At 64.8% G+C, this 24,436-nt stretch carries 27 protein-coding genes; 11 read left to right on the forward strand and 16 right to left on the reverse strand.

Translation table 11 applies throughout. From position 1 onward, the window contains the following. The coding region (locus tag AC3EC3_RS17545) for a GIY-YIG nuclease family protein (RefSeq protein ID WP_488490943.1) at window positions 1-134 on the forward strand (134 nt) is incomplete at its 5' end. Window positions 135-246: 112 nt separating this feature from the next. Here the strand turns inward: AC3EC3_RS17545 and AC3EC3_RS17550 are convergent. Further along, window positions 247-948, reverse strand: coding sequence for a uracil-DNA glycosylase (locus tag AC3EC3_RS17550; protein WP_488490893.1), 702 nt, complete (start codon window positions 946-948; stop codon window positions 247-249). Window positions 949-1,064: 116 nt separating this feature from the next. Between AC3EC3_RS17550 and AC3EC3_RS17555 the strand changes: the two genes are divergently transcribed. The 4 genes from AC3EC3_RS17555 to AC3EC3_RS17570 all read left to right on the forward strand — a co-directional run bounded on the left by AC3EC3_RS17555 (window position 1,065) and on the right by AC3EC3_RS17570 (window position 3,453). Beyond that, window positions 1,065-1,688 carry a ribonuclease D gene (locus AC3EC3_RS17555; protein WP_488490894.1) on the forward strand — a complete coding sequence of 208 codons (624 nt, stop codon included), beginning with the start codon at window positions 1,065-1,067 and terminating at the stop codon, window positions 1,686-1,688. Between the two features lie 24 nt (window positions 1,689-1,712). Next, complete coding sequence (locus AC3EC3_RS17560; protein WP_488490895.1) at window positions 1,713-2,360, forward strand: LPS export ABC transporter periplasmic protein LptC; 648 nt, start codon at window positions 1,713-1,715, stop codon at window positions 2,358-2,360. Continuing rightward, complete coding sequence (locus AC3EC3_RS17565; protein WP_409934929.1) at window positions 2,357-2,914, forward strand: LptA/OstA family protein; 558 nt, start codon at window positions 2,357-2,359, stop codon at window positions 2,912-2,914. Before AC3EC3_RS17560 ends, AC3EC3_RS17565 begins: the two co-directional genes overlap by 4 nt. Before the next feature lie 113 nt (window positions 2,915-3,027). Continuing rightward, complete coding sequence (locus AC3EC3_RS17570) at window positions 3,028-3,453, forward strand: hypothetical protein (RefSeq protein ID WP_488490896.1); 426 nt, start codon at window positions 3,028-3,030, stop codon at window positions 3,451-3,453. Window positions 3,454-3,710: 257 nt separating this feature from the next. Here AC3EC3_RS17570 and AC3EC3_RS17575 read toward each other — a convergent pair whose 3' ends face one another. The 5 genes from AC3EC3_RS17575 to AC3EC3_RS17595 form a co-directional block, all read right to left on the reverse strand. Next, window positions 3,711-5,111 (reverse strand): sugar transferase, encoded by a 1,401-nt coding sequence (locus AC3EC3_RS17575; RefSeq protein WP_488490897.1) that lies wholly within the window; start codon window positions 5,109-5,111, stop codon window positions 3,711-3,713. Between the two features lie 157 nt (window positions 5,112-5,268). After that, complete coding sequence (gene holA, locus AC3EC3_RS17580) at window positions 5,269-6,294, reverse strand: DNA polymerase III subunit delta (protein ID WP_488490898.1); 1,026 nt, start codon at window positions 6,292-6,294, stop codon at window positions 5,269-5,271. Next, the gene (gene lptE, locus AC3EC3_RS17585; RefSeq protein WP_488490899.1) at window positions 6,291-6,800 is read right to left on the reverse strand and encodes an LPS assembly lipoprotein LptE; all 510 of its coding nucleotides are present in this window, start codon (window positions 6,798-6,800) and stop codon (window positions 6,291-6,293) included. Before lptE ends, holA begins: the two co-directional genes overlap by 4 nt. Then, window positions 6,797-9,310 (reverse strand): leucine--tRNA ligase, encoded by a 2,514-nt coding sequence (gene leuS, locus AC3EC3_RS17590; RefSeq protein ID WP_488490900.1) that lies wholly within the window; start codon window positions 9,308-9,310, stop codon window positions 6,797-6,799. Before leuS ends, lptE begins: the two co-directional genes overlap by 4 nt. A 92-nt stretch (window positions 9,311-9,402) precedes the next feature. Further along, window positions 9,403-9,891, reverse strand: a complete 489-nt coding sequence (locus AC3EC3_RS17595; RefSeq protein ID WP_409934928.1) for a DUF3576 domain-containing protein — start codon at window positions 9,889-9,891, stop codon at window positions 9,403-9,405. A 374-nt stretch (window positions 9,892-10,265) separates the two neighbouring features. Between AC3EC3_RS17595 and AC3EC3_RS17600 the strand changes: the two genes are divergently transcribed. The 3 genes from AC3EC3_RS17600 (at window position 10,266) to AC3EC3_RS17610 (ending at window position 12,329) form a co-directional block, all read left to right on the forward strand. After that, complete coding sequence (locus tag AC3EC3_RS17600; RefSeq protein ID WP_488490901.1) at window positions 10,266-11,072, forward strand: hypothetical protein; 807 nt, start codon at window positions 10,266-10,268, stop codon at window positions 11,070-11,072. 229 nt (window positions 11,073-11,301) lie between these two features. Further along, window positions 11,302-12,024, forward strand: a complete 723-nt coding sequence (gene phbB / locus AC3EC3_RS17605; protein WP_488490902.1) for an acetoacetyl-CoA reductase — start codon at window positions 11,302-11,304, stop codon at window positions 12,022-12,024. 74 nt (window positions 12,025-12,098) lie between these two features. Beyond that, the gene (locus AC3EC3_RS17610; protein ID WP_488490903.1) at window positions 12,099-12,329 is read left to right on the forward strand and encodes a ribbon-helix-helix domain-containing protein; all 231 of its coding nucleotides are present in this window, start codon (window positions 12,099-12,101) and stop codon (window positions 12,327-12,329) included. 60 nt (window positions 12,330-12,389) lie between these two features. Here AC3EC3_RS17610 and AC3EC3_RS17615 read toward each other — a convergent pair whose 3' ends face one another. Both AC3EC3_RS17615 and murA read right to left on the reverse strand, forming a co-directional pair. Then, entirely contained in the window at window positions 12,390-12,605 is a 216-nt protein-coding gene (locus AC3EC3_RS17615; RefSeq protein ID WP_488490904.1) for a hypothetical protein, read from the reverse strand. A gap of 97 nt (window positions 12,606-12,702) precedes the next feature. After that, window positions 12,703-13,986: a UDP-N-acetylglucosamine 1-carboxyvinyltransferase gene (gene murA, locus AC3EC3_RS17620; protein WP_488490905.1), complete on the reverse strand. Its 1,284-nt coding sequence runs from the start codon at window positions 13,984-13,986 to the stop codon at window positions 12,703-12,705. Between the two features lie 172 nt (window positions 13,987-14,158). Between murA and galU the strand changes: the two genes are divergently transcribed. Beyond that, on the forward strand, window positions 14,159-15,040 hold the full coding sequence (gene galU / locus AC3EC3_RS17625) for a UTP--glucose-1-phosphate uridylyltransferase GalU (protein WP_488490906.1): 882 nt from the start codon (window positions 14,159-14,161) through the stop codon (window positions 15,038-15,040). Window positions 15,041-15,105: 65 nt separating this feature from the next. Here the strand turns inward: galU and AC3EC3_RS17630 are convergent, their stop codons facing one another. The 3 genes from AC3EC3_RS17630 to AC3EC3_RS17640 form a co-directional block, all read right to left on the reverse strand. Next, a complete protein-coding gene (locus AC3EC3_RS17630) occupies window positions 15,106-15,393 on the reverse strand; it encodes a hypothetical protein (protein ID WP_488490907.1) in 288 nt (95 codons plus the stop codon). Between the two features lie 30 nt (window positions 15,394-15,423). Next, window positions 15,424-17,784 carry a GH92 family glycosyl hydrolase gene (locus tag AC3EC3_RS17635; protein WP_488490908.1) on the reverse strand — a complete coding sequence of 787 codons (2,361 nt, stop codon included), beginning with the start codon at window positions 17,782-17,784 and terminating at the stop codon, window positions 15,424-15,426. A 61-nt stretch (window positions 17,785-17,845) separates the two neighbouring features. Beyond that, window positions 17,846-18,025, reverse strand: a complete 180-nt coding sequence (locus AC3EC3_RS17640; RefSeq protein WP_488490909.1) for a hypothetical protein — start codon at window positions 18,023-18,025, stop codon at window positions 17,846-17,848. A 213-nt stretch (window positions 18,026-18,238) separates the two neighbouring features. Between AC3EC3_RS17640 and AC3EC3_RS17645 the strand changes: the two genes are divergently transcribed. After that, window positions 18,239-18,895, forward strand: a complete 657-nt coding sequence (locus tag AC3EC3_RS17645) for a YitT family protein (protein WP_488490910.1) — start codon at window positions 18,239-18,241, stop codon at window positions 18,893-18,895. On the opposite strand, the gene glgX is transcribed toward AC3EC3_RS17645, so the two are convergent. After that, window positions 18,896-21,004, reverse strand: a complete 2,109-nt coding sequence (gene glgX, locus AC3EC3_RS17650) for a glycogen debranching protein GlgX (RefSeq protein WP_488490911.1) — start codon at window positions 21,002-21,004, stop codon at window positions 18,896-18,898. 264 nt (window positions 21,005-21,268) lie between these two features. Between glgX and AC3EC3_RS17655 the strand changes: the two genes are divergently transcribed. Continuing rightward, entirely contained in the window at window positions 21,269-21,577 is a 309-nt protein-coding gene (locus AC3EC3_RS17655; protein WP_488490912.1) for a hypothetical protein, read from the forward strand. 121 nt (window positions 21,578-21,698) lie between these two features. On the opposite strand, the gene rpsI is transcribed toward AC3EC3_RS17655, so the two are convergent. The 4 genes from rpsI to AC3EC3_RS17675 all read right to left on the reverse strand — a co-directional run bounded on the left by rpsI (window position 21,699) and on the right by AC3EC3_RS17675 (window position 24,270). Next, entirely contained in the window at window positions 21,699-22,214 is a 516-nt protein-coding gene (gene rpsI / locus AC3EC3_RS17660) for a 30S ribosomal protein S9 (RefSeq protein WP_488490913.1), read from the reverse strand. Beyond that, window positions 22,214-22,693 (reverse strand): 50S ribosomal protein L13, encoded by a 480-nt coding sequence (gene rplM / locus AC3EC3_RS17665; protein ID WP_260926306.1) that lies wholly within the window; start codon window positions 22,691-22,693, stop codon window positions 22,214-22,216. The genes rpsI and rplM overlap by 1 nt, the downstream gene beginning before the upstream one ends. A 156-nt stretch (window positions 22,694-22,849) precedes the next feature. Further along, window positions 22,850-23,185 (reverse strand): divalent-cation tolerance protein CutA, encoded by a 336-nt coding sequence (gene cutA, locus AC3EC3_RS17670; RefSeq protein ID WP_488490914.1) that lies wholly within the window; start codon window positions 23,183-23,185, stop codon window positions 22,850-22,852. After that, window positions 23,182-24,270, reverse strand: coding sequence for a COX15/CtaA family protein (locus AC3EC3_RS17675; protein WP_488490915.1), 1,089 nt, complete (start codon window positions 24,268-24,270; stop codon window positions 23,182-23,184). The genes cutA and AC3EC3_RS17675 overlap by 4 nt, the downstream gene beginning before the upstream one ends. Window positions 24,271-24,436: the final 166 nt, after the last annotated feature.

Here is a 24,436-nt window from a genome sequence, read left to right on the forward strand (position 1 = left end):
TGGAGGAACACGCCGAGATAATTGCCGCCATTGCCCGAGAGAAGGCAATGAAGGCATGGAAGCGTGAGTGGAAAATCGAACTCATCGAAAAGCACAATCCCGGATGGTGCGATCTGTTCGAACGTCTCGTTTGACCGAGAGCGATCCCAGCTTTCGCTGGGATGACGGTATTATGAGAACGTCCACTCCCCACCCAAAAAACAGACATTGAGTGAGCGCCAAATCGTTCACGCCACTCAAGTCCCCTCACCAGTCGATCGTGCCGCGTCCGTGTTCGGCCAGAAAGGCGTTGGCGCGGCTGAAGTGGCGGCAGCCGAAGAAACCGCGGTGCGCCGACAGCGGGCTGGGATGCGGACCTGACAGCACCAGATGATGGCTCTGCGCGAGGCCCGGTACGCGCATCGCCTTGGTCTGGGCGTGACTGCCCCACAGCAGGAAGACGCAGGGTTCGGCCTTGGCCGCGACGGCTGCGACGACGGCATCGGTGATCGCCTCCCAGCCGCGTTTCTGGTGCGATCCGGCCTGCCCTTCCTCCACCGTCAACGCATTGTTGAGCAGCAGCACGCCCTGCCGCGCCCAGTGTTCGAGATTGCCGTGCCCCGGCGCGGCGACGCCGCAGTCGGTGGCCAGTTCCTTGTAGATGTTCACCAGCGAGGGCGGCGTGCGCACACCCTCCTGCACCGAAAAGGCAAGGCCATGCGCCTGCCCGGCGCCATGATAGGGATCCTGCCCCAGGATCACCACGCGCACCTCGTCCAGCGGCGTCAACTCCAGCGCGCGCAGGCGGGTGCCGCGCGGCGGGTAGATGCGCTTTCCGGCGGCTTCCTGTTCGTGCAGCCAGCCCCCCAGGCGCCGCGACTCGGGCGTAGAGAGCACAGTTTCCAGTGCCCCCTGCCACGAGATCGGAACCGAGGGCGGAACGCCCGGCGCCTGATCCGTGTGATCCATTTGCCTCGCATCCATGGACTTCGCCCTTCGTTGTGCATCGCATCGGCCTGTTGTGCATTGCATCGACAATGCCGCCATTGCGGAAACCGGGTCCAGTCCCTAAGCATTTTCAGATTATGGCTGTCTATCTCCACGAAGAAGATCTCCCCGAGGGCGTGCTCGCTCCGGGCCCCGTCGCCGTCGACACCGAGACGATGGGGCTCATCACCCCGCGTGATCGTCTGTGCGTCGTCCAGATTTCCGATGGCAAGGGCGACGAGCACCTCGTTCGCTTCGCGCCGGGCAGCGACTATGCCGCGCCCAACCTGCGCGCGGTGCTGGCTGATCCGGCCCGGCTGAAGCTCTATCACTTCGCCCGCTTCGATCTGGCGGCGATCGAGCACTACCTCGGCGTCACCGCCGCGCCCGTGTTCTGCACCAAGATCGCCAGCAAGCTGGTCCGCACCTATACCGACCGCCATGGCCTGAAGGATCTGGTGCGCGAACTGCTGGGCAAGGAAGTCTCCAAGCAGCAGCAGTCGAGCGACTGGGGCGCGGCGGAACTGAGCGAACCGCAGAAGGACTATGCCGCCTCCGACGTGCGCTACCTCCACGCCATGCACACCATTCTGGTGGAGCGTCTGGCACGCGAGAAGCGCACCGAGCTGGCGCAGGCCTGTTTCGATTTCCTGCCCGCCCGCGCGCGGCTGGATCTCGCCGGCTGGCCCGAGCACGACATCTTCAGCCACGCCGCGGCCTGATCGCGGCCCCTTCGGAACCATCGCATGTCGGTAGAGGCCACCCAGATCCGCAACCGCCGCCAGCATCTGGCAAGGCCGGGCGGTGCGCGCGACCGGATGATCGCGCTGCTGTCCAGGGCCCTGCCCGCAGGCATCGGCGTGATGCTGGCGGTACTGATCGTCACACCACTGGCGCCGCGCGGCGAAGTCAGCTTCCTGCTCGACCGCAACAAGGTGGCCGTCACCAACGATCGCCTGGCCGCCACCAATGCGGGCTATCGCGGCAAGGATGACCGGGGCCGCCCGTTCCTCATCACAGCCGATCATGCGCTGCAGACATCGGCAACCGACACGATCGTCAACCTGCAGGGGCTCGGCGCCGAGCTGTCGTTGAACGACGGCCCCGCACGGATCGTGGCCCCCACAGGCCGTTATGATTACAGCATCGAAAAACTGCAGGCCGATGGCCCGGTGGTTTTCAACGGGCCTGACGGCTATCATATGACCACCAGCAAGGTGGATATCGACATCAAGACCAAGACTGCTAAGGGAACCGGCGGCGTTCAGGGCCAGGTTCCGACCGGTACGTTCAGCGGAGACACGATGTCTGCCGATTTCGAGAACCGGACGGTCAATCTGGACGGCCGTGCCCGCATGACGATCGTGCCGGGCAAGATGAGGATACCCAAATGACGCTTCGCCGCGCAGGCCGTGCCGTTTTGATGACCGCCATGGCGGGTAGCTGCCTGCTGCTGGCCACGCAGTCCGGCGCGCAGATGCTCAAGGGTCATGACAGCAATGCGCCGGTCCATACCGAAGCCGATCACATCGAGCTTCAGGACAAGCAGAACCGCGTGATCCTGACCGGCAACGTCGATGTCACGCAGGCCGAACTGCGCCTGCGCTCGGCCCGCACGCTGGTCAATTACACACAGGGCAACCAGACGCAGATCCAGCGCATCACCGCCAGCGGCAACGTGATCGTCACGCGTCCGGGTGAAGTGGCGACCGGCGACACCGCGATCTACGATTTCAACAAGCGGATCATCACGATGATCGGCAATGCCACGATCAAGCGCGACAACGGCGATACGCTGCACGGCGGCCGTTTCGTGATCGACCTCAACTCCGGGGTCTCGCAGGCGACGGGCGGGCGCGTCTCAGGCACCTTCACGGTGCCCAAGCAGCAGAACCAGTCCTCGTCGACGCAGAGCACCGCCACGCAGGGCGCGCCCAAGAAGAAGTGATCTTCGCAGGCCTTCCGGAAGCGAAATTCCGGAAGGCCTGCGACCAAACCGTTTTCCTACATCATCGAACCTGCGTATCTGGTTTTGGGCCTTCCTCAGTGACAGGAGTCCCGATGACCAGTCCGATTTCGACCCCCGCCCGCTATACGCCCGCCTTTGCAGTCGGCTTTTCCGACACCGGCGGCGAATTCTCGCTCGTGCATGCAGCACAGCCTCTGCCGGTCACGATGGCCGTCGGCGAGCCTGCAACACCTCTCAGCAGCGCGACCGCCACCAGTCTGACGGCTGGCCCCTACGTTCCGGTTGCCGGCCGCACGGTGATGATCTCGCTTGCGGGAACCTGGTCCGGCGCCGTCCGCCTGCTGCGCTCGATCGATGGCGGCACGACAAAAGTGCCCGTCACTGTGGGTGGCAGCGCCTGGGGACAGTTCACCGGCAATGCCTGCGAGCCGGTATGGGCAGAAGAAGAGGACGGCGTAAGCCTCTGGCTCGATATTACGCTGACCAGCGGCAGCGTCAGCTATCGGCTTTCGCAGTAATACCAAAGCGCGATGAGCTGGACTCATCGCGCTTTGGTGTAAGGGCCCGTTTGAAAATTCGGCATAGCCGGATTTGGCGGCACCGGCACTCTCCCCCACTGAGCACCCAACGGTAGTATCCTGCGGGTGATAGGGTGGGGGAGAGGGCCGGTGCCGAACCAAAAATGCCGCCGCAGGCATTTTTCAAACAAACTCTAAAAGCGCCTTTCGCAAGACCATCGTCATTTGCGGGATCGCCGGCCTTCTGTCGCCATGCATCAATAGGCGCGATCGTGGACCAGCACTCTGAGCGTCATAGCAAGTATCTGGAGGTCGCGCAGGATCGTCCAGCCCTCCAGATATTCCAGATCCGCCTGCAAGCGATCGGTAAGGTCCGATTCGCGATCCGTGGCGCCGCGAAAGCCACGCACCTGCGCCAGCCCGCTGAGGCCCGGCTTCAGGCAGTGCCGCTGCCAATAGCGACGATCGACTTCCCAGAACAGCTTGCTGCCCGCCAGCGAGCCCATGGCATGCGGACGGGGCCCGACAAGGCTCATGTCGCCCAGCAGAACGTTGAACAGTTGCGGCAGCTCATCGATGCTGGTGCCGCGGATGAACCGGCCGACGCGGGTGATCCGCTGATCGGTACGCGACGCGGACTGACTGCCGTCCGCATCGTTCAGCGCGTGGGTCATCGAACGGAACTTGTACATCGAGAAGAAGCGATTGCCGCGACCGATGCGCCGCTGGACGAACAGCACCGGACCACCGTCCTGAAGCTTCACCGCCGCCGCCACGACAAGCAGCAATGGCGAAAGTGCCAGGATTGCCGCACCGGAAAACGCCATGTCGAAGAGCCGCTTCATCGCCCGGTCGCGCAGCCCCAGCGGCCCGGTCGAGACCATGAGCAGACCATAGCCACCAGCAACACGCGCGCCCTGAGCACCGAGCCGCGCGACCTCGTCGTCCAGCACTTCCCCGTCTACATTGGCGCCCTTCAGCACCACAGCCCAGGATGCGCGCCGCTCCGGCGGGCAGCTGACGATCACACGGTCGATATTGCGCAGCACCAGCCCCACGCGCGCCAGCATGTGCGGATCATCGAGGTTCAGGCGCAACCCCATGGCTGCCGCGGAGATGCGGATGGCCCCGGGTATCTGCACTTGCGGGCCACCGTCATCGATCACCAGTTCGTTGATGACGTTGTGTCCGCACCGCCAGCTGACAAAGCTGCGCAGCTGAAGGCGCCCCCATACAGCGAATGCCGATGCGCTCAGGGCCCCGGACACGAAGCCGATGCGCGAAAACTCCGTCGATGCCTTGACCAGGAAGTGTACGAAGATCACCGCGACCAGGCCGACCGCCATGGCGAACAGCGCCCGACCGATGCCGGTCCAGGGGCGTCGCAGTGCCGCGATTGAATAGGCGCCGTTGTACAGGCCGATGGTCAGGTAGATAGGGAAAAGCATCTGCGCGAGCAGCAGGGATTCTTCGGCCCCGCGCTGCCCCATGAAAACATAACCGACGATCGAAAACCCGACCAGGATCGCGAAAATGTCTGCCAGGAGCAGGGCCAAATAGCATTGCAGACGTCGTTGCGTGAGCGAAGGCGCCACGAGCAGTGCACTGTCCGCCAGCTGCGAATCAGCCAATGCCTGTTGGGCGATGGGCGCATTCATGACGTTTGCACTCCCCAACCTGTTCCTCCCGCCCGATAATTCTCAGACGGCGCGCCAGACAGCCCCTTGCTGCACTGCAATAGGTATAACTACCAGGGCATTCTTACGGCAACCACAAATACTGCAATGATGGAATGTTCTGCAGGCAGGGTTATATTTACGATTTGCTGGCGACCTGCGCTATCTGAGCCATCACCTGCGACAGTAAAAGTTCGGAATCCTGATTGTTTTTCATCAGGATGCGATGCGTTTCCACCAGCCTCGCGCCCAGTCGGGCCAACCGCGGACCGTGCCATATCCGCAACTGTGCGCCCAATACCGCCTGATCTTTCCAGAATATCCGACGGGCATCGACTTCAGTCTTGATAAAGGCTGCAATATCGGCCTGCTCGCCCAGCCGCGCGTTGAGCGCCGCCAGTTGTGCCACGCGCCGCTCGATGGCCAGCAACAATCCCACCGGGTTGATCGCCTGATCGCGAAACCGCTTGAGTTCACCTGCCAGCTGGGCCTTCCGGCCGCCCAGCACGGTATCCACCAATGGCCCGAAATCGTCATCCTCGGTTCGCGCAGCCACGGCATCGAGATCGGCAACCGTGACGGCACGCGGTGTCTGCGCCGTCGCATCCATGTAGAGCGCCAGCTTTTCGACCTCGGCACGGGCAAGGCGCGTGTCGAGCCCGGCAGCGCGGGCGATCCGCTCGGCCAGATCGCTGCCCATCTTCAATCCCGCACCATTGGCCATGGCACGTACCGAGCCCGAAACCGCGGCGAGATCGGGCGGATAGAACATCGCGACGAGCGCATCGGGGCGCGGCGCGAGCAATTTGGCGGTGCGCGACTTGTCGGTGGCGCCGGTGGCAACGACCAGCACCGGACAAGGCTCGGCCTCGCCTTCCAGCAGGATCGACAGGGCATCGTGTGCCTCGTCGCCCTGCACGCGGATCCAGATATGGCGCGTACCGCCGAACAGCGAGGTCGAGCGCGCTTCATCGCCCAGCCGGACGGGATCGCGCTTCAGCTCGGCGCCGGTAAACTCGATTCGCTCGCCGGGATCGGGCAACAGGTCGAAAATGCGTGCAGCGGCATCGCCCGCACTCGCCTCGTCACCGCAGAAGAAGAAGACGCGCGCCTGACCCGCGACGCGCTGAGCCAGACCTGCGAAATCGCGCTGGGTGGCCTTCACTGGTCCGTGTCGCCGCGCAGGCGCAGCGCGACACTGGTGACGATCCGGGTGGCGATGTCCTTCGAGAGATTCTCCAGCGCCGTCTGCTCCGCCGCGATTGTGGCATAGTCCGAACTGACCACGTCGATGCCCGCGTCCGAGCTGGCGCTCGAATCGAGCAGGACTTCGCCGGTGGCGTTGTCTACCAGCTGATAGCGCGCGCTGAGCGTGCGGCGTTCGCGCGTGATCGAGTCGTCCGACAGCACCGCAAGGCCTTCAAGCTTGTCATCGAGACGCACATCGAGGCGGTACTTGGGATTACTCGCCTTGCCGCTGCCAAGGCTGTCAACCAGCGCATTGCGCACCAGCCAGCCGTCCTGCCCACTGATCGCCGAAACTTCCACGCTGGAAAGCCCCTGCGCGACCGCGCCATGGCCGCCGCCGGCATACATCGGCGTCAGGCCGCAGCCCGAAAGCGTCAGTGTGACAGCCAGCGCACCGGCAACGAGAGGCAGGACGCGCTTCATGCGACCAGGTTCACCAGACGGTCGGGCACGACGATCACTTTCCTTACCTCGGCTCCATCGAGGGCACGCTGCACCTTCTCGCTGGCGAGGGCAAGCGCTTCGAGCTCCTCCTTCGAGGTGCCCTTGGCGACCGTGAGCGTATCGCGCAGCTTGCCTTTGACCTGCACCGCCACGGTCACTTCGTCGTCGACCAGCAGCGCCGGATCGACCTCGGGCCACAGCGCCTCGGCGACAAGGCCCTCTCCGAAAGTCGACCATGCCTCTTCGGCAAGGTGCGGCATCATCGGTGCGATCAGCAGCAGCAGCGTGCGGATCGCCTGCGAGCGACTGGCAGAGGGCGCGGCCTTTTCGGTGGCGCCGGTCAGCTCGTAGATGCGCGCCACGGCCTTGTTGAAGCCGAGCGATTCGATGTCGCCCGCGATCGCGGCGACGGTCTGGTGCGCCTTGCGGTCCAGACCCTTGTCTTCGCCGGTCGCGCTCGCATCGAACTGGCCGAACAGACGCCACAGGCGCTGCACGAAGCGGCCGCAGCCCTCGATCCCGGCTTCCGACCACGGCAGGTCGCGCTCGGGCGGGCTGTCGGACAGCATGAACCAGCGGATCGCGTCGGCGCCGTAGGTCGCGACGATCTCATCGGGATCGACGACGTTCTTCTTCGACTTCGACATCTTGATGACTTTGCCGACTTCCACCGGCTGGCCATCGGCCTTGAGCGTCGCGCCATCGGCGCTGCGCGTGATCTCGGACGGCGCGAAGAACACCGAACGCCCGCCTTCGGGGCGCGAATAGGTCTCGTGCGTCACCATCCCTTGCGTGAACAGGCTGGCGAACGGTTCCTTGACCTCGACCTTGCCGATCCGGGCCAGTGCGCGGGTCCAGAAGCGGGCATAGAGCAGGTGCAGGATCGCGTGCTCGATCCCGCCGATGTACTGTTCCACCGGCAGCCACCTGGCGATCACCGCCGGGTCGAACGGCGCATCGGCAGGCTGGCTGGCGAAGCGCAGGAAGTACCACGAGCTGTCTGCGAAGGTATCGAGCGTATCGGTCTCGCGCCGCGCTGCGTGCCCGCATTGCGGGCAGTCGACATGCTTCCACGTCGGGTGACGGTCGAGCGGATTGCCCGGCACCGAGAAATCGACGTCCTCGGGCAGCGTGACCGGCAGGTGCTTCTTGGGCACCGGCACCACGCCGCAGATCTCGCAGTGGACGAACGGGATCGGCGTGCCCCAGTAACGCTGGCGCGAAACGCCCCAGTCGCGCAGGCGCCACACCGTCTGGCCCTGTCCCCAGCCCTCGCCCTCGGCGCGGGCGATGACGGCGGCCTTGGCCTCGGCCACGCTCAGACCGTTGAGGAAGTCGGAGTTCACCAGAACGCCGTCGCCAGCCTCTGACTCACCGTCGAAGGGCTTGTCGGCCTCCTCGGCGCTGGCCGCGACGACGCGCAGGATCGGCAGGGCGTACTTGGTCGCGAACTCGAAATCGCGCTGGTCGTGCCCCGGAACGGCCATGACCGCGCCGGTGCCGTAATCCATCAGCACGAAGTTGGCGATGTAGACCGGCAGCTCCGCGCCCGTGAACGGGTGCTTCGCGGTGACGCCAGTATCGAAGCCCAGCTTCTCCGCCGTTTCCAGCTCGGCCGCGGTCGTCCCGCCCTGCTTGCACAGCGCGATGAAGTCCTGCACGTCCGGGCGACCTTCGGCGGCCTTCTGCGCGATCGGGTGATCGGCGGCGACAGCCACGAAGCTGGCGCCGAAAATGGTGTCGGGCCGGGTCGAGTAGACCTCGACGCTGCCGCCGTCGGACAGGTCGAAGCGGAACTGCAAGCCCTGTGACTTGCCGATCCAGTTCTCCTGCATCGTGCGGACCTTATCGGGCCACTTGTCTAGCGTGGAGAGACCTTCGAGCAGTTCGTCGGCAAAGTCGGTGATCTTGAGGAACCACTGGGAGAGCTTGCGCTTCTCGACCAGCGCGCCCGAACGCCAGCCGCGCCCGTCGATCACCTGCTCGTTCGCCAGCACGGTCATGTCGACCGGATCCCAGTTCACCGCCGATTCCTTGCGGTAAACGAGATCGTTCGCATAGAGATCGAGGAACAGCGCCTGTTCGTGGCCGTAGTATTCCGGCTCGCAAGTGGCGATCTCGCGGCTCCAGTCGAGCGCGAAGCCCAGGCGCTTCAACTGCGCCTTCATGTTGGCGATGTTGTCGCGCGTCCAGCCGCCAGGGTGAACGCCCTTTTCCATCGCCGCGTTCTCGGCGGGCATGCCGAACGCGTCCCAGCCCATCGGGTGCAGCACTTCGTGGCCGCGCATGCGCTTGTAGCGCGCCAGCACGTCACCCATCGTATAGTTGCGCACGTGGCCGATGTGGATGCGCCCCGAAGGATAGGGGAACATCTCAAGGACATAGCTGCGCGGCTTGGTGGTCGCATCGTCGGCACGGAAAACCTGTGCCTCATCCCACACCTTCTGCCAGCGCGTGTCCGCCTGAGCCGGATCGAACCGCTCGGTCATTGTATTTCAGTCTCTCTCAAGGGCGCATCGCGCCCTGCGGGGTGGCGCCGCCGGTCCGCTGCCGAACAGGGAACGACGACGCGCAGGAAGAATCAGTTGGAGCTGGTGATCGATTCGCGACGCAGGTCGCGCGCCTTGGTGAGGATGATATCCTCCAGCTTCTGGACCGTTGCAGCCTGTACCGGCGCAGGCGCCCAGGTGCCGTTCTGCTGCACTTCGCGGGTCGCCGCGACGTTCAGCGCATCGGCGCGCAGATCCTGGTCGAGGATCGTCACCGAGACCTTCATCCGCTCGGTCGGGTCCTTGGGGTTGACGTACCAGTCGGTGACGATGACGCCGCCGTTGCTGTCGGTCTGGAGCAGCGGCATGAACGACAGCGCATCGAGGCTGGCGCGCCACAGGTAGCTGTTCACGCCGATCGTCGTCACCTTGGAGGCCGCAAGCACGGCCTGCGACTGCACCGGACGCTTGCCCGCGCACCCCGCCATCGAAAGCGCGACAACGCCGCAGAGGCCGGCGGCGAGACCGGCGCGGGCCAGCTTGCCTGCAAGAGTACGGCCGGTGTCGGTGCTTCCTGTCATCGTAATTCCAGTTCCTGTTCCATGACGTCCATCCGGCCACAGGGGCAACGGGCCTGACGCGCGAAGATCCATCGCCTCTATAGCTGCCCGCGCTCGCGCGGCAAGGGCCACCGCAGCAGGTGCCGTCGTTTGCCGGCCTGTAGACGAAAGCGGATTGCATGCGGGCACGATCGGCGACCGTGGCATTAGGGACGGGCAAGCTAAACGCGCGATGAACGAGGAAAGGGGAACGGGAAGGGTGTACGATGCACGAGACCGCTCCCCACGCCGATCAGCCTGTGTTAAGCCGGATGTTGCTTCATCGGATGCGCCCGAAGCCATCGCCCCGCCGGACGATGCCGCGCTGAAGGAAAACTGGGTCGGATCGTCTGGACATGGCAACCCTTGCCTTATCTCAACCCCGTATCGCGCAAGAGCAGGACTCCGCGCCGCGCTCGGCCATGCGTGCGGGGCTGGGGCTTGCCTCCTGCGTGGCGGTGCTCGCCTTGCCCAGCGCGATGCTCGCCTTTGCAACGAACCTGCGTCACGCCCATGCCGTTACCGTGGTCGACCCGCTGACAGCGGCCACCGATTCGCTCTCGCTTGCCCGCGAAATGGCGCTGCGCTCGCTCGCCAAGGGTCAGCGGTTTCCGTTTACCCCGGCCGGTACGCCCAATCGTCCGGAGCGCGCCGTGACGGTGGCCGTGCGTGTCGACCCCGAAGCCGCCAAGGCGATCATCGTCCATGGGCATATCCCTCTGCCACAGGCCGATGACAGTCCCACTGCGGCCGCCAATCGCATGCGCATCGCACCGGCCGCCTTCAATCTGGGGGTTTCGCGCGGGGGATACCAGTCGTTCTCGCAGCAGAACCTGGTTCCTCCTTCGCCTGTCCCGCACGATATTCAGGACCTTCCCGATCTCAAGCGCTTCAATCTGACGCCAGGCGGGAACAGCAAGGCCGATCCGTCGCGCTTCAGCACGCGACTTTCCTTCGATGACAAGCACCCGACCGGACGATCGCCACGCAGCTATGCCGGTGATTCGAACGAAGTTGACGTCGGCGGCGCCTATCGCGTGACCAAGAATCTCGATGTCACGGCAGGCGTGCGCTACACACAGGACCGCGAGCGACTAATGCCGCTGACCGACGGCAAGCTGGACAGTCAGGCCGTCTACCTCGGCACCCAGTTCAAGTTCTGAAGCCTATATTCCCGTTCTGATAATAAGGGCGCAGGCCCGGGCGAGGGCCCTCGCGTGTCCGTTAAGCGGTCAGATGCAAAGCCCGAATGCAAAGCATTGCGTGCGCGGTGCGCATGTTGCGTTCAAAAATTGCAAGTTTCACTCACCGAACTGCAATCTTGCCCTGCCATCAACCATTTCCTAGCAATAGCATGACTGTCATCGGACAGGCACAAGGGAAAGGATCGATATGGCGAAAGTGGCAATCGTGACCGGTGGAACCCGTGGCATCGGCGAGGCGATCTCGCTCGCCCTGAAAGAGCGTGGCCATACCGTCGTCGCGAACTATGCCGGTAACGAGGAAAAGGCCAAGGCCTTCACCGAACGGACCGGGATCACCGCCTATCGCTGGGACGTGGGCGATCACGAGGCCTGCCTCGTTGGCTGCAAGCGCGTGGAAGATGAAGTCGGCCCGATCGATATCGTCGTCAACAATGCGGGGATCACCCGCGACGGCGTGCTTCACAAGATGACCTTCGATGACTGGAACGAGGTCATGCGGATCAACCTTGGCGGCTGCTTCAACATGGCCAAGGCGACGTTCCCCGGCATGCGCGAGCGCAAGTGGGGCCGTATCGTCAACATCGGCTCGATCAACGGGCAATCGGGCCAGTACGGTCAGGTGAATTACGCCGCTGCCAAGTCCGGCATCCACGGCTTCACCAAGGCGCTGGCGCAGGAAGGCGCCAAGTTCGGCGTGACCGTGAACGCCATCGCGCCCGGCTATATCGACACCGACATGGTCGCTGCCGTCCCCGCCACCGTGCTGGAGAAGATCGTCGCCCGCATCCCGGTGGGCCGCCTTGGCGCCGCCAAGGAAATCGCGCGCGGCGTGGCCTTCCTGTGCGACGACGAAGCCGCGTTCGTCACCGGCTCGACGCTGTCGATCAACGGCGGCCAGCACATGTACTGATCTGGAAGGCCGGGCGCGACAATCCCGTCGCGCCTGCCCTTTCTCGTCATGCCCCGTTGTCCTAGGAAGCGGCCATGACCTCGCCCTATCATCCCCCGGTCAAGCGTTCGGTCGAGATCGCCGGACACAAGACCTCGATCAGCCTCGAACCGGTGTTCTGGGACCGGCTGCGCACAGCGGCGCTACGCGAAGGCGTTCCGGTCAACGCCCTCGTTGCGCGAATCGACGCGGAACGGCTGGAAGCCGATGTGCCTCCCGGTCTGGCGGGGGCCATTCGCATCTGGCTGATGCTCTGCCAGCCCTGACACGAACAAGGGCGGCAAGGCATACGCCCGCCGCCCTTTTCCATGACTTGTGCCGAAGCCTCAGTACGCTGGCGGATCGCTGGCCGGGAAGCTCTCGTCCGAGGCTTCGTCCACCTTGCTCCAGCCCTTGGGCTTGCCGGTCATATTGTCCGGCCCGGCATCGCGGACGTGGCGGTGATCGCTACCGGCAAAGGCCAGTTCGTCCTTGTCGCGGTTGAGGTACTTGTAGAGCGCATAGCCAGCCGCGCCCAGCGCGGCGGTACGGATCAGACCCATGGGTGCATCCTCCTTGGCAGTGAATATCTGCCGGGAAGAACGCGCCCATCGGGCCGTTGGTTGCCGGTGCGGGAAAGACTCCGCCCCGGCTTATCCGTTATTCCCCGCCGACGCGTTCGATCTGCGCGCCGACCAGAGCCAGCTTCTCTTCGAGACGCTCGTACCCGCGGTCGAGGTGATAGAGGCGATGCACCTGCGTCTGCCCCTGCGCGACGAGGCCTGCAATCACCAGGCTCATCGAGGCGCGAAGATCGGTCGCCATCACTTCGGCGCCGTACATCTGCTTCACGCCGTGGACGATCGCCGTGCGGCCCTTAGTCTCGATATGCGCGCCCATGCGGTTCAGTTCGGGGACGTGCATGTAGCGGTTCTCGAAGATCGTCTCGGTGAGCACGCTGGAGCCTTCGGCCATGCACAGCAGCGCCATCAGCTGGGCCTGCATGTCGGTGGCGAAGCCCGGATAGGGTGCGGTCGAGAGCGTGACCGGACGCAGCTTGCCGTCCGATGCCACGTTGATGCCGCCCGCGACCGGCTCGACATGCACGCCCGCATCGCGCAGGGCCTGCACAGTCGCTTCCATGTCCTCGACCTTGGCGCCTTTGAGGAACACCTCGCCGCCGGTGATCGCCGCCGCGCAGGCGTAGGAGCCCGCCTCGATACGGTCGGGCATGACCATGTAGGTCGCGCCGTGCAGACGCGGCACGCCGTGGATGGTGAGGTCGGACGTGCCGATGCCCTCGATCTGCGCGCCCATCGCGACCAGCAGGTTGCACAGGTCGACGATCTCGGGCTCGCGCGCGGCGTTGTGCAGCGTGGACTTGCCGTTGCACAGCACTGCCGTCATCAGCGCGTTCTCGGTCGCGCCGACCGAGACCACCGGGAAAGCATAGCGTCCACCGGGCAGGCCGCCGTCGGGCGCCACGGCCTTCACGTAACCCGCCGCCATCTCGATCTTCGCGCCCAGCGCCTCCAGCGCCTTCAGGTGCAGGTCGATCGGTCGGTTGCCGATGGCGCAGCCGCCGGGCAGCGACACGGTCGCCTCGCCCATGCGCGCCAGCATCGGGCCCAGCACGAGGATCGAGGCGCGCATCTTGCGCACCAGATCATAGGGGGCGACGGTGCTGGTGATGCGCGTCGCCTGCAGGGTCATCACCCGGCCGAAGTCCTCCGGGCGGCTGCCCGCGATGGCCGTGGAAATGCCGAACTGGTTCATCAGGTGCTGGAACCCGTCGATGTCGGCCAGACGCGGCAGGTTGCGCAGCGTCAGCGGCTCATCGGTCAAGAGCGCACAGGGCAGCAGCGTGAGCGCGGCGTTCTTTGCACCGGAAACGGGAATGGTGCCGGAAAGGCGCTTGCCGCCTTCGATGATGATCTTGTCCATTTAGCGCCATGTAAAGGTATTCGCGATAGTCACAAGACGCTGCGTGACGCGCGAGTGTCATTGAGACGGCCCGCAACCTTTGGGCGACCGAAGGCATTGTGTGCCCGTTGCACATTTGTAGTGTTCCGTATCTAATCTGGCCGCCAGCACCAAGGAGGCGACGACCAATCCCATGAGTACCAAGGATTTCCGCAAACCGGTCCGCAAGGCCGTGTTCCCTGTCGCCGGGCTCGGCACCCGTTTCCTGCCTGCCACCAAGGCGATCCCCAAGGAACTGCTGCCGATCGTCGACCGCCCCCTGATCCAGTACGCCGTCGACGAGGCGCGCGAGGCGGGGATCGAGGAATTCATCTTCATCACCGGTCGCGGCAAGACCGCCATCGTCGAACATTTCGACACCGCCTTCGAACTGGAAGCCACCATGCGCGAGCGTGGCAAGTCGCTCGACGTGCTCGACCCCACCCGCATCGCGCCGGGCAATCTCACCACCGTTCGCCAGCAGGTGCCGATGGGCCTTGGCCACGCGGTGTGGTGCGCGCGCGCCGTGGTGGGTGACGAGCCTTTCGCGATCTTCCTGCCCGACGAGATGATGTACGGCTCGCCCGGCTGCATGAAGCAGATGGTCGAGGCTTACGACGAAGTGGGCGGCAACCTGATCTCGGTGCTCGAAGTGCCGCATGAGAGCGTGTCCAGCTACGGCGTGATCGCGCCCGGCGAAGTGCGCGGCAACCTGACCGAAGTGAAGGGGCTGGTCGAAAAGCCCAAGGTCGAGGAAGCGCCGTCGAACAAGATCGTCTCGGGCCGCTACATCCTCCAGCCCGAAATCATGGGCCTGCTCGAAACGCAGGGCAAGGGCGCGGGCGGCGAGATCCAGCTGACCGATTCGATGGCCAAGCTGATCGGCCAGCAGCCGTTCCACGCCGTCACCTTCAACGGCCGCCGCTTCGACTGCGGCTCGAAACTGGGCTTCGTCGAGGCGACGATGGCCGTCGCCCTCGACCGCGCCGACCTCGGCGACGACGTGCGCGCGCTGATGAAGACGATGCTGGGCTAAACCTTGAATGGCTCCCCGCCCGGCATCAAGCGCGGGCGGGGGGCCAACTCTCAACGCTCAGTCTGTCAGGCCGAGCCTTTGGCGTCGCGATAACCGCAACGCTGGCACGCGCTTTTGAATACGAAAAACGGCAGCATGAACGCGAAGTAACGCCGTTCGCAACACGGACATCGGGCCGTCACAGCCAGAACCAGCGCCAGTACGCTCGACACTGCGGCGAGCGGGATCATCGCAATGATGATCCCCGCGTACAAAGCCGACCCCTGCAGGTTCCACACGGTGCCCGGTACAATCGCGGGCACCCATGCCACCATTCCCAATGACACGATCGTTCGTTTGCCCTCAAGAGTCATGACACCTCTTCCCGCGTACAGCCGACCACCTCACTTCGCCGTCGAGGATGAATAAGGCCGCGCGGAAGGCGCCGTGCCCCAGGTCTTGTTCGGCTGGGCCTGCATCGTGAAGTGCAGCGTGCCGCCGGCGCGCACTTCCGCATCGGAAATCCATGTACGGGCCAGCGCCTTGCCGTTCAGCTCCACCCGCCCGACGTAGCGGTTCGCGTCCGACAGGCCATCCACGTCCACGGTGAAGGTCTTGCCGTTGGGCAATTCCACGGCGGCATGGCGCACGAAGGGCCGCCCGATCACATATTGCCCGCTGCCCGGCGTCACCGGGTAGAAACCGAGCCCGGTGAACACCAGCCAGGCCGACATCTGGCCAAGGTCGTCGTTGCCCGATAGGCCGTCCGGCGTCGGCTTGTACTGGCTCTCGACGATCTGCTTGAGCCGCTCCTGCGTGCGCCACGGCGCGCCGGCATAGTCATAGAGATAGGCGACGTGGTGGCTCGGTTCGTTGCCGTGGATGTACTGGCCGATGAGCCCGGCGATATCCTCGGCATGGCTGTAGTCGAGCTTGGAATTGTCATAGTCGAACATCGCATCGAGCTTGGCGACGACCTTCCTGTCACCGCCCAACGCCTTGAACAGCCCGGCCTGATCCTGCGGCACGAACCAGCTGTATTGCCAGGCATTGCCCTCGGTATAGTCCGAACCATAGTTGATCGCGGTGGGATCGAAGGGTGTGCGGAACGACCCGTCGCTCTTGCGCGCGCGGACCCAGCCGGTCTTGGCATCGAAGCTGTTGCGCCAGTACCCGGCGCGCCTGTCGAACGCGGCCTCGATATCCTTGCGGCCCATCTTCTGCGCCATGCGCGCGATGGTCCAGTCATCGTAAGCGTATTCGACCGTCTTGGACGCCGCCTCGGGCTCCTTGTCGATCGGCACATAGCCCAGCTTCATGTAGTAGCCGAGGCCGCCGTAAGGCGCGTAAGTCGCGCTCTTCACCATCGCATCGAGCGCGGCATTCGCATCGAACCCCGGCATGCCCTTGAGGTATGCATCCGCGATCACCGGGACCGCGTGATAGCCGATCATCGTCCAGGTCTCGCGCCCGGCGAACTGCCAGACGGGCAGGATGCCGTAAGGGCTCTCCTGCTGGCTGGCGACCAGCGAGTTCACCACGTCGGCGGTCGTCTGCGCGGGCTGGATCAGCGTCAGCAGCGGATGTTCGGCGCGGAAGGTATCCCACAGCGAGAAGGTGGAGCGGAAGGTAAAGCCCTGCGCCCGATGAACCTGATCGTCCGGCCCGCGATACTGGCCGTCGGCATCGCTCCACACCGAGGGGGCGAGCAGGCTGTGATAGAGCGCGGTATAGAGGTTGGTGCGCATCGGCTGGGGCGCGTCGATCTTCACCCGGTCGAGCGCGCTGCGCCACAGGCTCTCGGTCCGGGCGCGCACGGTGTCGAAATCGGCGCCTTCTGCATCAAGGTTGGCGATGGCGCCTTGCTCGTCCACGCCCGAGAGCGCCACGCGCACTTCCAAGGGCTTGGAAAGCGTGCCGAAATCGAGCCGCGCCTCCAGCGCCTTGCCCAGCTTTTCGGGCAGCGCATCGCTGCCGCGCCCCGGCCCCTGAAAGCCCTTGTAGGCGACATGCTCGTCCCGGTCGAGGAAGGCATGATCCGTCAGCGGCGCGGAAAAGCGCATCGCGAAGAACAGCTTGCGCCCCGCCGCCCAGCCGCGCGTCTCGCGAAAGCCGGTGAGCGTGCCGTCCGGGTGCAGGTGCAGGCCGGACCACAGGACCTTGCCGGGATAATCATAGAGGCTCGATCGCATGTCGAGCAGCAGGTGCGCCTCGGCGCCCTTGGGGAAGGTATAGCGATGGACGCCCACGCGCGTCCCCGCCGTCAGTTCCGCGCGCACGCCGCTGTCGGCCAGCGTCACCGCGTAATAGCCGGGCCTGGCGACTTCGGTATCGTGCGAGAAGTGCTGGCGATAGCCGCCTGCGGGGTTCTTCTCGCTGCCCGGATCCAGTTTCACGGCGGAGGTCGGGCCAACCTCGGGCATGACGAGGAAGTCGCCGAGGTCCGAGTGTCCCGCGCCCGAAAAGTGCGTGTGGCTGAAGCCCTGAATGGTGGTGTCGTGATAGCTGTAGCCCGCCGCGTGGGCGTAGCAGTCGCGCACCTGACACGTCGCGTCGGTATCGGGCGAGAGCTGGACCATGCCGAACGGGGCGCTGGCGCCGGGGAAGGTGTGGCCGTCCGGCCCGGTGCCGATCAGCGGATCGACCGAGGCCAGCGGGTCCGACGTGTCCTGTACAGGCGTATCGGCGATGGACGGAGCCGCGACCAGCGCGGTGCAGGCGAAGAGCGCGGCTGGCAGCGCAGCAAGCGGCGAAAGACGTTTCATGGCCGGGGGTTAAATCACGCCCGCCCCGCGCTGTCCAACCCCCCTGCTGTCCAACCTCGCGCTACTTTCGCTTGGTCGCTGCCTTCGCGAGTATCCCGAACATCGCCCCGCAGCAGGCAAGCCCCAGCACCGTGCCGATGATCGCCCCCCACATCGTGCCGCTGTCGCCGCCGACCATCGCTCCGATCACCGCGCCGAGGATGAAGAAGAGCACGGGAAAGAAGCAACCGATCGCGACCATGGTTTTCGTCCTGTTCTGCGGCACTGCGGCAAACTGCGCTGCGCCGCGATCAGCTTGCGAATGCCCGTCTTGCACTGGCGTCCATAAGCAGGAATGCTGCGCCGCGACAGGTGTTGCCGCCTTTCAGAGAACGAAATAATATTCCCATGCCTTGAAATTTATATCCACCCACTGCACAGCGCGTTCAGACCTCCTCCAACCGGGACACGACGCTTGACCGAGACCGATCACGACGCCTTCCCCAGCGCCACCCACGAAGCCGTGGAGGAGGCCAAGGCCCATCGCCACAGCATGGCGGAGGACGTCTATGCGATGCTGATCGGCTGTACTTTCACCGCCGTCGGCGTCGTGCTGCTCAAGCAGGCGGGGCTCGTTACCGGGAGCACGGCGGGGATCGCGCTGATCCTGTCGTACCTGCTGCCGCTCAGCCCGACGACGCTGATGCTGCTCGTGAACCTGCCGTTCTTCCTCTACGCTGCACGCGCCGTGAACATGACTTTCGCGGTGAAAAGCACGACCGCCAGCGTCGGCATGATGGGCATCGGCTTGCTGGTGCCGCACTATCTGGGCGTCTCGCATATCGACCCGTTCTTCGCGGCGCTGTTTTCCGGCACGCTGATCGGCATGGGCGTGCTGGCCTTGGCACGGCATGGTGCCGGGGCGGGCGGCATCGGCATCATCGCCCTCCACTTTCACGGTTCACGCGGCTGGAATGCGGGGCGCACGCAGATGCTGTTCGACGTGGTGATCCTGACCAGCGCCATCCCGGTGATCGGCCTTCCTCGCGTGGCGATGTCGCTGCTCTCCGCCGCCGCGATCAACGCGGTGATGTACGTGAACCACCGACCCGGCCGCTACAGCGGGCATTGATTACGCCCCCGGCGCGAAGAGGCATAGCGCCTGCGCCGGGATCGCTGCTGTCACGCCCTCCAGCGCCTGCTTGGCAAAGCAGTCTTCCGCCGCCGTATCGAGCACCCGGACCCAGCCGCCCTCGCGCTCGGGCAGCGTGAAGTCCAGCGCGTCCCCGGCATTCAGCACCATGAACAGCGGACGCGGGCCGCCCAGGAACACCTCGCGCGCGGAATAATCGAGCTGGAGCCCGAGCACGCGCAGGCTGGCCTGCTCCCACAGCTCCGGCGTCATTGCGCGCCCGTCCGGCTGGAACCACGCGATTTCGACGCGGCCTTCCTCGCTGCTGGCGCCGAGCAGGAAGTTGTCCTGCGCGAGCACCGGGTGGGCATGGCGCAACTCGATCATGCCGCTGCAGAAGTCGAGCAGGGCATCGTCGCGATGCGGCCAGTCGATCCACGCGGTCTCGTTGTCCTGACAGTAGACGTTATTGTTGCCCTGCTGGCTGTTGCCGATGGCATCGCCCGCCAGCATCATCGGCACCCCTTGCGAGACCAGCAGCGTCGCGATCATCGCCCGGCGACGGCGCGCGCGGGCCGCGTTCACGCCCTCGTCCTCGGTCGCTCCTTTGGCACCCATGTTGTCCGACAGGTTGTTGTCGTGGCCGTCCGCCCCGCCCTCGCCGTTCGCCTCGTTGTGGCGGTCGTTGTACGAGACGGTATCCATCAGCGTGAAGCCGTCGTGCGCGGCGAGGAAGTTGATCGAGGCGGTCGCGCCCCGGTCCGAATGGTTGAACTGCTGCGGCGAGCCGACGAGCACGTTGGCGAGCGGGCCGACCAGCGCCTCGTCGCCGCGCCAGAAGCCGCGCACGGTATCGCGGAACTTGTCATTCCATTCGCGGAAAGGGTGGGGGAAGCCGCCAACCTGATAGCCGCCAAGGCCGACGTCCCACGGCTCGGCAATCAGCTTCACGCCCGCCAGAATCGGGTCCTGCCGGATCGCATCGAAGAACCCGCCCTCGCGATCGAAACCGGTCGCCTCGCGCCCCAGCGTCGAGGCAAGGTCGAAGCGGAACCCGTCGACGTGCATCACCTGCACCCAGTAGCGCAGCGAATCGAGCACCATGCGCAAGACCATCGGATGGGCGACCGAAAGCGTATTGCCGGTGCCGGTCTGATCGAACGAATAGCGCGGGTTCTCGGGGCTGAGCATATAATAGGCAGCATTGTCGAGCCCGCGGAAGCCCAGCGTCGGCCCGCGCTCCGATCCTTCGGCGGTGTGGTTGTAGACCACGTCCATGATCACCTCGATCCCCGCCTTGTGGAACCGCTTCACCATGTCCTTGAACTGGCGGATGGCGCCGGGCGCGGTATCGCCGGTGCGCAGATAGCGCGGCTCGGGCGCGAAATAGCCGAGGCTCTGATAGCCCCAGTAGTTCGACAGGCCCTTGTCGAGCAGCTGGCGGTCGTCGAGGAAGAACTGGCACGGCAGCAGTTCCACCGCCGTCACGCCAAGGCGCCGCAGATGGTCGAGCACCGGCTCGCAGACCATGCCCTCATAGGTGCCGCGCAGCGCCTCGGGCACATCGGGGTGGAGCATGGTCATGCCCTTCACATGCGCTTCGCACAGCACGGTCTCGGTCCACGGACGGGCAATCGCCTGATCGCCCTCCCAGTCGAAATCCGGGTCCTGCACCCGCCCCTTGACCATAAAGGGCGCGGAATCGCGGGCATCGAAGGTCAGGTCGTCGCCGCTCGCAGGGTCATAGCCCCACAGCGCATCGTCCCAGCGGATCTGTCCCGCAATCTCGCGCGCATAGGGATCGAGCAGCAGCTTGTTGGGGTTGAAGCGATGCCCCCGCTCGGGCTCGTAGGCGCCATGGGCGCGGTAGCCGTAGAGCTGCCCCGGTCGCACGCCGGGCAGGTAGCCCGAGAAGATCGAGCCCTCGCGCGAGGGCAGTTCCAGCCGCGCGACTTCCTCGGCGCCATCGGGCGAGAACAGGCACAGCTCCATCGCCTCGGCATTTTCGGAAAAGACCGCGAAGTGCGTCCCCTCCCCGGTGAATTCGGCGCCAAGTTCGGCGCGGATGCGTTCGGGACGGGCGAAAGCGAACAGGGACGAAGACGACATGGCAGTCCTCCTGCGGGGGGCATCACGATCCCGCGCGCCGATGAGGATGCCTCCTCCCGCCCCCCGGAACATGCTGCACTGCAAACTCACGAGGGGGCAGGCGCGTTCCCGAGGGCGGCCTTATGGAATTCGTGATCCGCGTGGAACGTTTCCATGGAGTGAAGAGTACTGCCCCGATGTCATTACCCGCAGACTACAAGTGATGTGGTTGCGAATGATGCACCATCATTGTAGTCAGCTAAAAACTCATGCAAAATATCAAGCATGATTGCCCAAACTATCAGCTTCGCGGGTTACACCTTTGATGGCGACAAGGGTTGCTTCACCTGTCAGCACGTCATCGATGGCGCACCGGTCCTACTTTTCGTCCATGAAGCCGATGGAGACTTACAGTTTCTATGTGGCGCATCTGACCATGATTTTGATGAGCAAGGTCGCTATGTGCACACCGCACACCTTTTAGAATGGCATCCAGATCTGCTCTCGTTGCCAACAGTTGATTTCGGGTTCCTGGCTGAACGAAATGATCGGGACTCGCCGTGGGCAGTCTTGCCCGTAGCGACGTACGATTAGGTTCAACACCGCCCGGATGCTGGCCCCTCCCCAAAGAAAAACGGCCCGCCGGGCGAACCGGGGGCCGTTTTCTTTTGTCCGATCCGGCCCGCCGCAAGGGCAGGCCGAGAACCGGAAAATATCAGCGCTTCGAGAACTGGAAGCTGCGGCGTGCCTTTGCACGGCCGTACTTCTTACGCTCGACGACGCGGCTGTCGCGGGTCAGGAAGCCGGCGGCCTTGACGGCGGCGCGCAGGGCGGGCTCGTACTTGGCGAGGGCCTGGGCGATACCGTGCTTCACAGCGCCGGCCTGGCCCGAGAGACCACCACCCTTGACGGTGGCGACGACGTCGTACTGGTCTTCGCGGCCAGCGACCTGGAAGGTCTGGTTGATGACCAGACGCAGGGTCGGACGGGCGAAGTAGACTTCCTGATCACGGCCATTGACGATGATCTTGCCGGTGCCGGGCTTCAGCCACACGCGAGCCACGGCGTCCTTGCGGCGGCCGGTGGCGTAGGCGCGGCCCTGCGCGTCGATTTCCTGCTCGCGCAGCGGCGCGTTGGAAACGAACACGGGGGTCTCGGTCGACTCGACGGCAACGGTGCCGGCGATGTCTGCGAGGTCCGACAGGCTCTGAACGGTTTCGGTCTCAGACATTATGCGCCCACCTTGTTCTTGCGGTTCATCGAAGCGACGTCGAGCGCTTCGGGCTGGGTGCCACCGTGCGGGTGCTCGGTGCCGGCGTAGATGTGCAGAGCGCGCATCTGGTCACGGCCAAGCGGACCACGCGGGATCATACGCTCGACAGCCTTCTCGAGCACGCGCTCGGGGAAACGACCGGCGAGAACCTTGTCCGCGGTGATTTCCTTGATGCCGCCGGCATAACCGGTGTGCTTGTAGTAGGTCTGCTGCTTGAGCTTGTTGCCCGTGAAGCGCACCTTCTCGGCGTTGATGATGACGACGTGGTCGCCGCAATCAACGTGCGGGGTGAAGCTGGGCTTGTGCTTGCCGCGCAGCAGGTCGGCAACGATGACGGCCAGACGGCCAACCACCAGATTTTCGGCATCGATCAGATGCCACTTCTTTTCCACCTCGGCCGGCTTGATCGACCGGGTGACCTTCGTGAGCGCCTTCATGGCAGGTCAATCCTTGTTCGAGCGCGCTGCTGAACGATCGACCATCAAAAGGCGAATCTCCCGAGCGGCGCGTGGGAAGGCGCGCCCAATCGTCGAAATCCCCCCCCAAGTCAAGGCAAGTGCGGGTTTCCAGAGAGGTAAAATGATACCTCTGCGTTATCCGAGGCCATTCAGCCACGCCAGAGTCGCGGGCGCCGCGGCGTCACAGCGCCAGCCGAGCACGGCGGGCGTCTCGTAAGGGTGGAGTGCGGAAATCCGCGCCACCGCGCGCTCCAGCAGGGCCGCGCGGGTCTTGAACAGCACGCCGTGTTCTAAGGCTTCGTCCTTCACGCCGTTCCACACGAAGCGCGAGGTCATCGCCGGAAGCACGTTGCCGCAGGCGACGAGGCCTTCGTAGAGCAGCGTATCGATCACCGCCAGCGCCGAGGCCTCGTCCGGGAAGGGGCACCAGATCAGCGCGCCGTTCTCGGAAGCATCGGCCTCGTCAATCAACGGCGGCGCCCCAGCGCATGCGCGCCCCAGGTGGTGGCGCAGACCAGCAGCGCGGCGCAGACCTGATGCGCGACCGCGATCGGGATCGACACGCCCGACCACACCGTGCTGATCCCCAGCACCACCTGCAATCCGAAGGCGCAGTGCAGCGCGAAGCTCACCTCACGGCGGCGAGCGGCCTTCAGGCGGCGCCCCATCGCGATCAGGATGGCCACCACCACCCAGGCCCACCAGCGGTGGACGAAGTGGGTGAGATAGAGATCGTCGAACAGCGCGTGGAACAAGCCGCCCGTCCAGTCGACGCCATCGGGGAAGAAGCTGCCCTGCATCAGCGGCCAGGCATCGACATGGAACCAGCCGGAACCGGCGACATAGCCTGCACGTAGCCCCGCCACCATCGCGCCCATGAAGATCTGCATCGCCAGCGCGACCAGCGCCAGCGCACCGAAGCGCGTCAGTCTGGCCGGCGGATCGCCCTCCGCCCCCAGCGCCCGCAGATCGAGCGCGGTCCACACTAGGCCGCCCAGCGTGAACAGCGCGGTGATCAGGTGGGCGGCGAGCCAGTAGTGGCTCACCCGGTCCTGCGCGTCAGGCGTCAGGCCCGAATGCACCATCAGCCAGCCGATCGTGCCCTGCAGGCCGATCAGTGCGGTCAGCGCGATCAGGCGCGGGCGATAGCCCAGCGGGATCGTGCGGCGAATCCAGAACCACGCCAGCGGCAGCACCATCGCCATGCCGATCACACGGCCGAGCAGGCGGTGGAACCACTCCCAGAAATAGATGCCCTTGTACTGCGACAGCGTCATGCCCGCCGGGCCGTTGACGTCGATATACTGCGGGATGTGCTTGTAGCGCGCGAACTCGATCTGCCACTGCGCATCGGTCAGCGGCGGGAGCGCGCCCGTCACCGGCTTCCACTCGGTGATCGACAGGCCCGATTCGGTCAGGCGGGTGATACCGCCCACACACACGATCATGATGACGAGGCAGGCCACGATCAGCAGCCAGCGGGCCATCGGCCGGGTATCGTCGACAGTGCCGATCAGCGCGTGACTCGGCCGGGCTTTGCGGGAAGGTGCCTTCATGCCGGTCATCCCTGATAGTTTACGACCTGTTGTGCAAGAGACACATTGACCGGGGATGCGACCGGACGTGCCCGTCCCAAGGTCGGGACAGGCCGGGTACGACATGCGCACGCCAGACGAGCAGCCGCTCTTGCATGATGTTACAACGTAACATATTAGCCGTCTC

The organism is Novosphingobium sp. BAM6, from assembly GCF_057784955.1.

What these genes read in the sequence shown, in the direction of transcription:
- AC3EC3_RS17550 (WP_488490893.1), bottom strand. Translation starts at nt 948, where the DNA reads ATGGATCACACGGATCAGGCGCCGGGCGTTCCGCCCTCGGTTCCGATC.
- AC3EC3_RS17555 (WP_488490894.1), top strand. Translation starts at nt 1,065, where the DNA reads ATGGCTGTCTATCTCCACGAAGAAGATCTCCCCGAGGGCGTGCTCGCT.
- AC3EC3_RS17560 (WP_488490895.1), top strand. Translation starts at nt 1,713, where the DNA reads ATGTCGGTAGAGGCCACCCAGATCCGCAACCGCCGCCAGCATCTGGCA.
- AC3EC3_RS17565 (WP_409934929.1), top strand. Translation starts at nt 2,357, where the DNA reads ATGACGCTTCGCCGCGCAGGCCGTGCCGTTTTGATGACCGCCATGGCG.
- AC3EC3_RS17570 (WP_488490896.1), top strand. Translation starts at nt 3,028, where the DNA reads ATGACCAGTCCGATTTCGACCCCCGCCCGCTATACGCCCGCCTTTGCA.
- AC3EC3_RS17575 (WP_488490897.1), bottom strand. Translation starts at nt 5,111, where the DNA reads ATGAATGCGCCCATCGCCCAACAGGCATTGGCTGATTCGCAGCTGGCG.
- lptE (WP_488490899.1), bottom strand. Translation starts at nt 6,800, where the DNA reads ATGAAGCGCGTCCTGCCTCTCGTTGCCGGTGCGCTGGCTGTCACACTG.
- leuS (WP_488490900.1), bottom strand. Translation starts at nt 9,310, where the DNA reads ATGACCGAGCGGTTCGATCCGGCTCAGGCGGACACGCGCTGGCAGAAG.
- AC3EC3_RS17595 (WP_409934928.1), bottom strand. Translation starts at nt 9,891, where the DNA reads ATGACAGGAAGCACCGACACCGGCCGTACTCTTGCAGGCAAGCTGGCC.
- AC3EC3_RS17600 (WP_488490901.1), top strand. Translation starts at nt 10,266, where the DNA reads ATGGCAACCCTTGCCTTATCTCAACCCCGTATCGCGCAAGAGCAGGAC.
- phbB (WP_488490902.1), top strand. Translation starts at nt 11,302, where the DNA reads ATGGCGAAAGTGGCAATCGTGACCGGTGGAACCCGTGGCATCGGCGAG.
- AC3EC3_RS17610 (WP_488490903.1), top strand. Translation starts at nt 12,099, where the DNA reads ATGACCTCGCCCTATCATCCCCCGGTCAAGCGTTCGGTCGAGATCGCC.
- AC3EC3_RS17615 (WP_488490904.1), bottom strand. Translation starts at nt 12,605, where the DNA reads ATGGGTCTGATCCGTACCGCCGCGCTGGGCGCGGCTGGCTATGCGCTC.
- murA (WP_488490905.1), bottom strand. Translation starts at nt 13,986, where the DNA reads ATGGACAAGATCATCATCGAAGGCGGCAAGCGCCTTTCCGGCACCATT.
- galU (WP_488490906.1), top strand. Translation starts at nt 14,159, where the DNA reads ATGAGTACCAAGGATTTCCGCAAACCGGTCCGCAAGGCCGTGTTCCCT.
- AC3EC3_RS17630 (WP_488490907.1), bottom strand. Translation starts at nt 15,393, where the DNA reads ATGACTCTTGAGGGCAAACGAACGATCGTGTCATTGGGAATGGTGGCA.
- AC3EC3_RS17635 (WP_488490908.1), bottom strand. Translation starts at nt 17,784, where the DNA reads ATGAAACGTCTTTCGCCGCTTGCTGCGCTGCCAGCCGCGCTCTTCGCC.
- AC3EC3_RS17640 (WP_488490909.1), bottom strand. Translation starts at nt 18,025, where the DNA reads ATGGTCGCGATCGGTTGCTTCTTTCCCGTGCTCTTCTTCATCCTCGGC.
- glgX (WP_488490911.1), bottom strand. Translation starts at nt 21,004, where the DNA reads ATGTCGTCTTCGTCCCTGTTCGCTTTCGCCCGTCCCGAACGCATCCGC.
- AC3EC3_RS17655 (WP_488490912.1), top strand. Translation starts at nt 21,269, where the DNA reads ATGATTGCCCAAACTATCAGCTTCGCGGGTTACACCTTTGATGGCGAC.
- rpsI (WP_488490913.1), bottom strand. Translation starts at nt 22,214, where the DNA reads ATGTCTGAGACCGAAACCGTTCAGAGCCTGTCGGACCTCGCAGACATC.
- rplM (WP_260926306.1), bottom strand. Translation starts at nt 22,693, where the DNA reads ATGAAGGCGCTCACGAAGGTCACCCGGTCGATCAAGCCGGCCGAGGTG.
- AC3EC3_RS17675 (WP_488490915.1), bottom strand. Translation starts at nt 24,270, where the DNA reads ATGAAGGCACCTTCCCGCAAAGCCCGGCCGAGTCACGCGCTGATCGGC.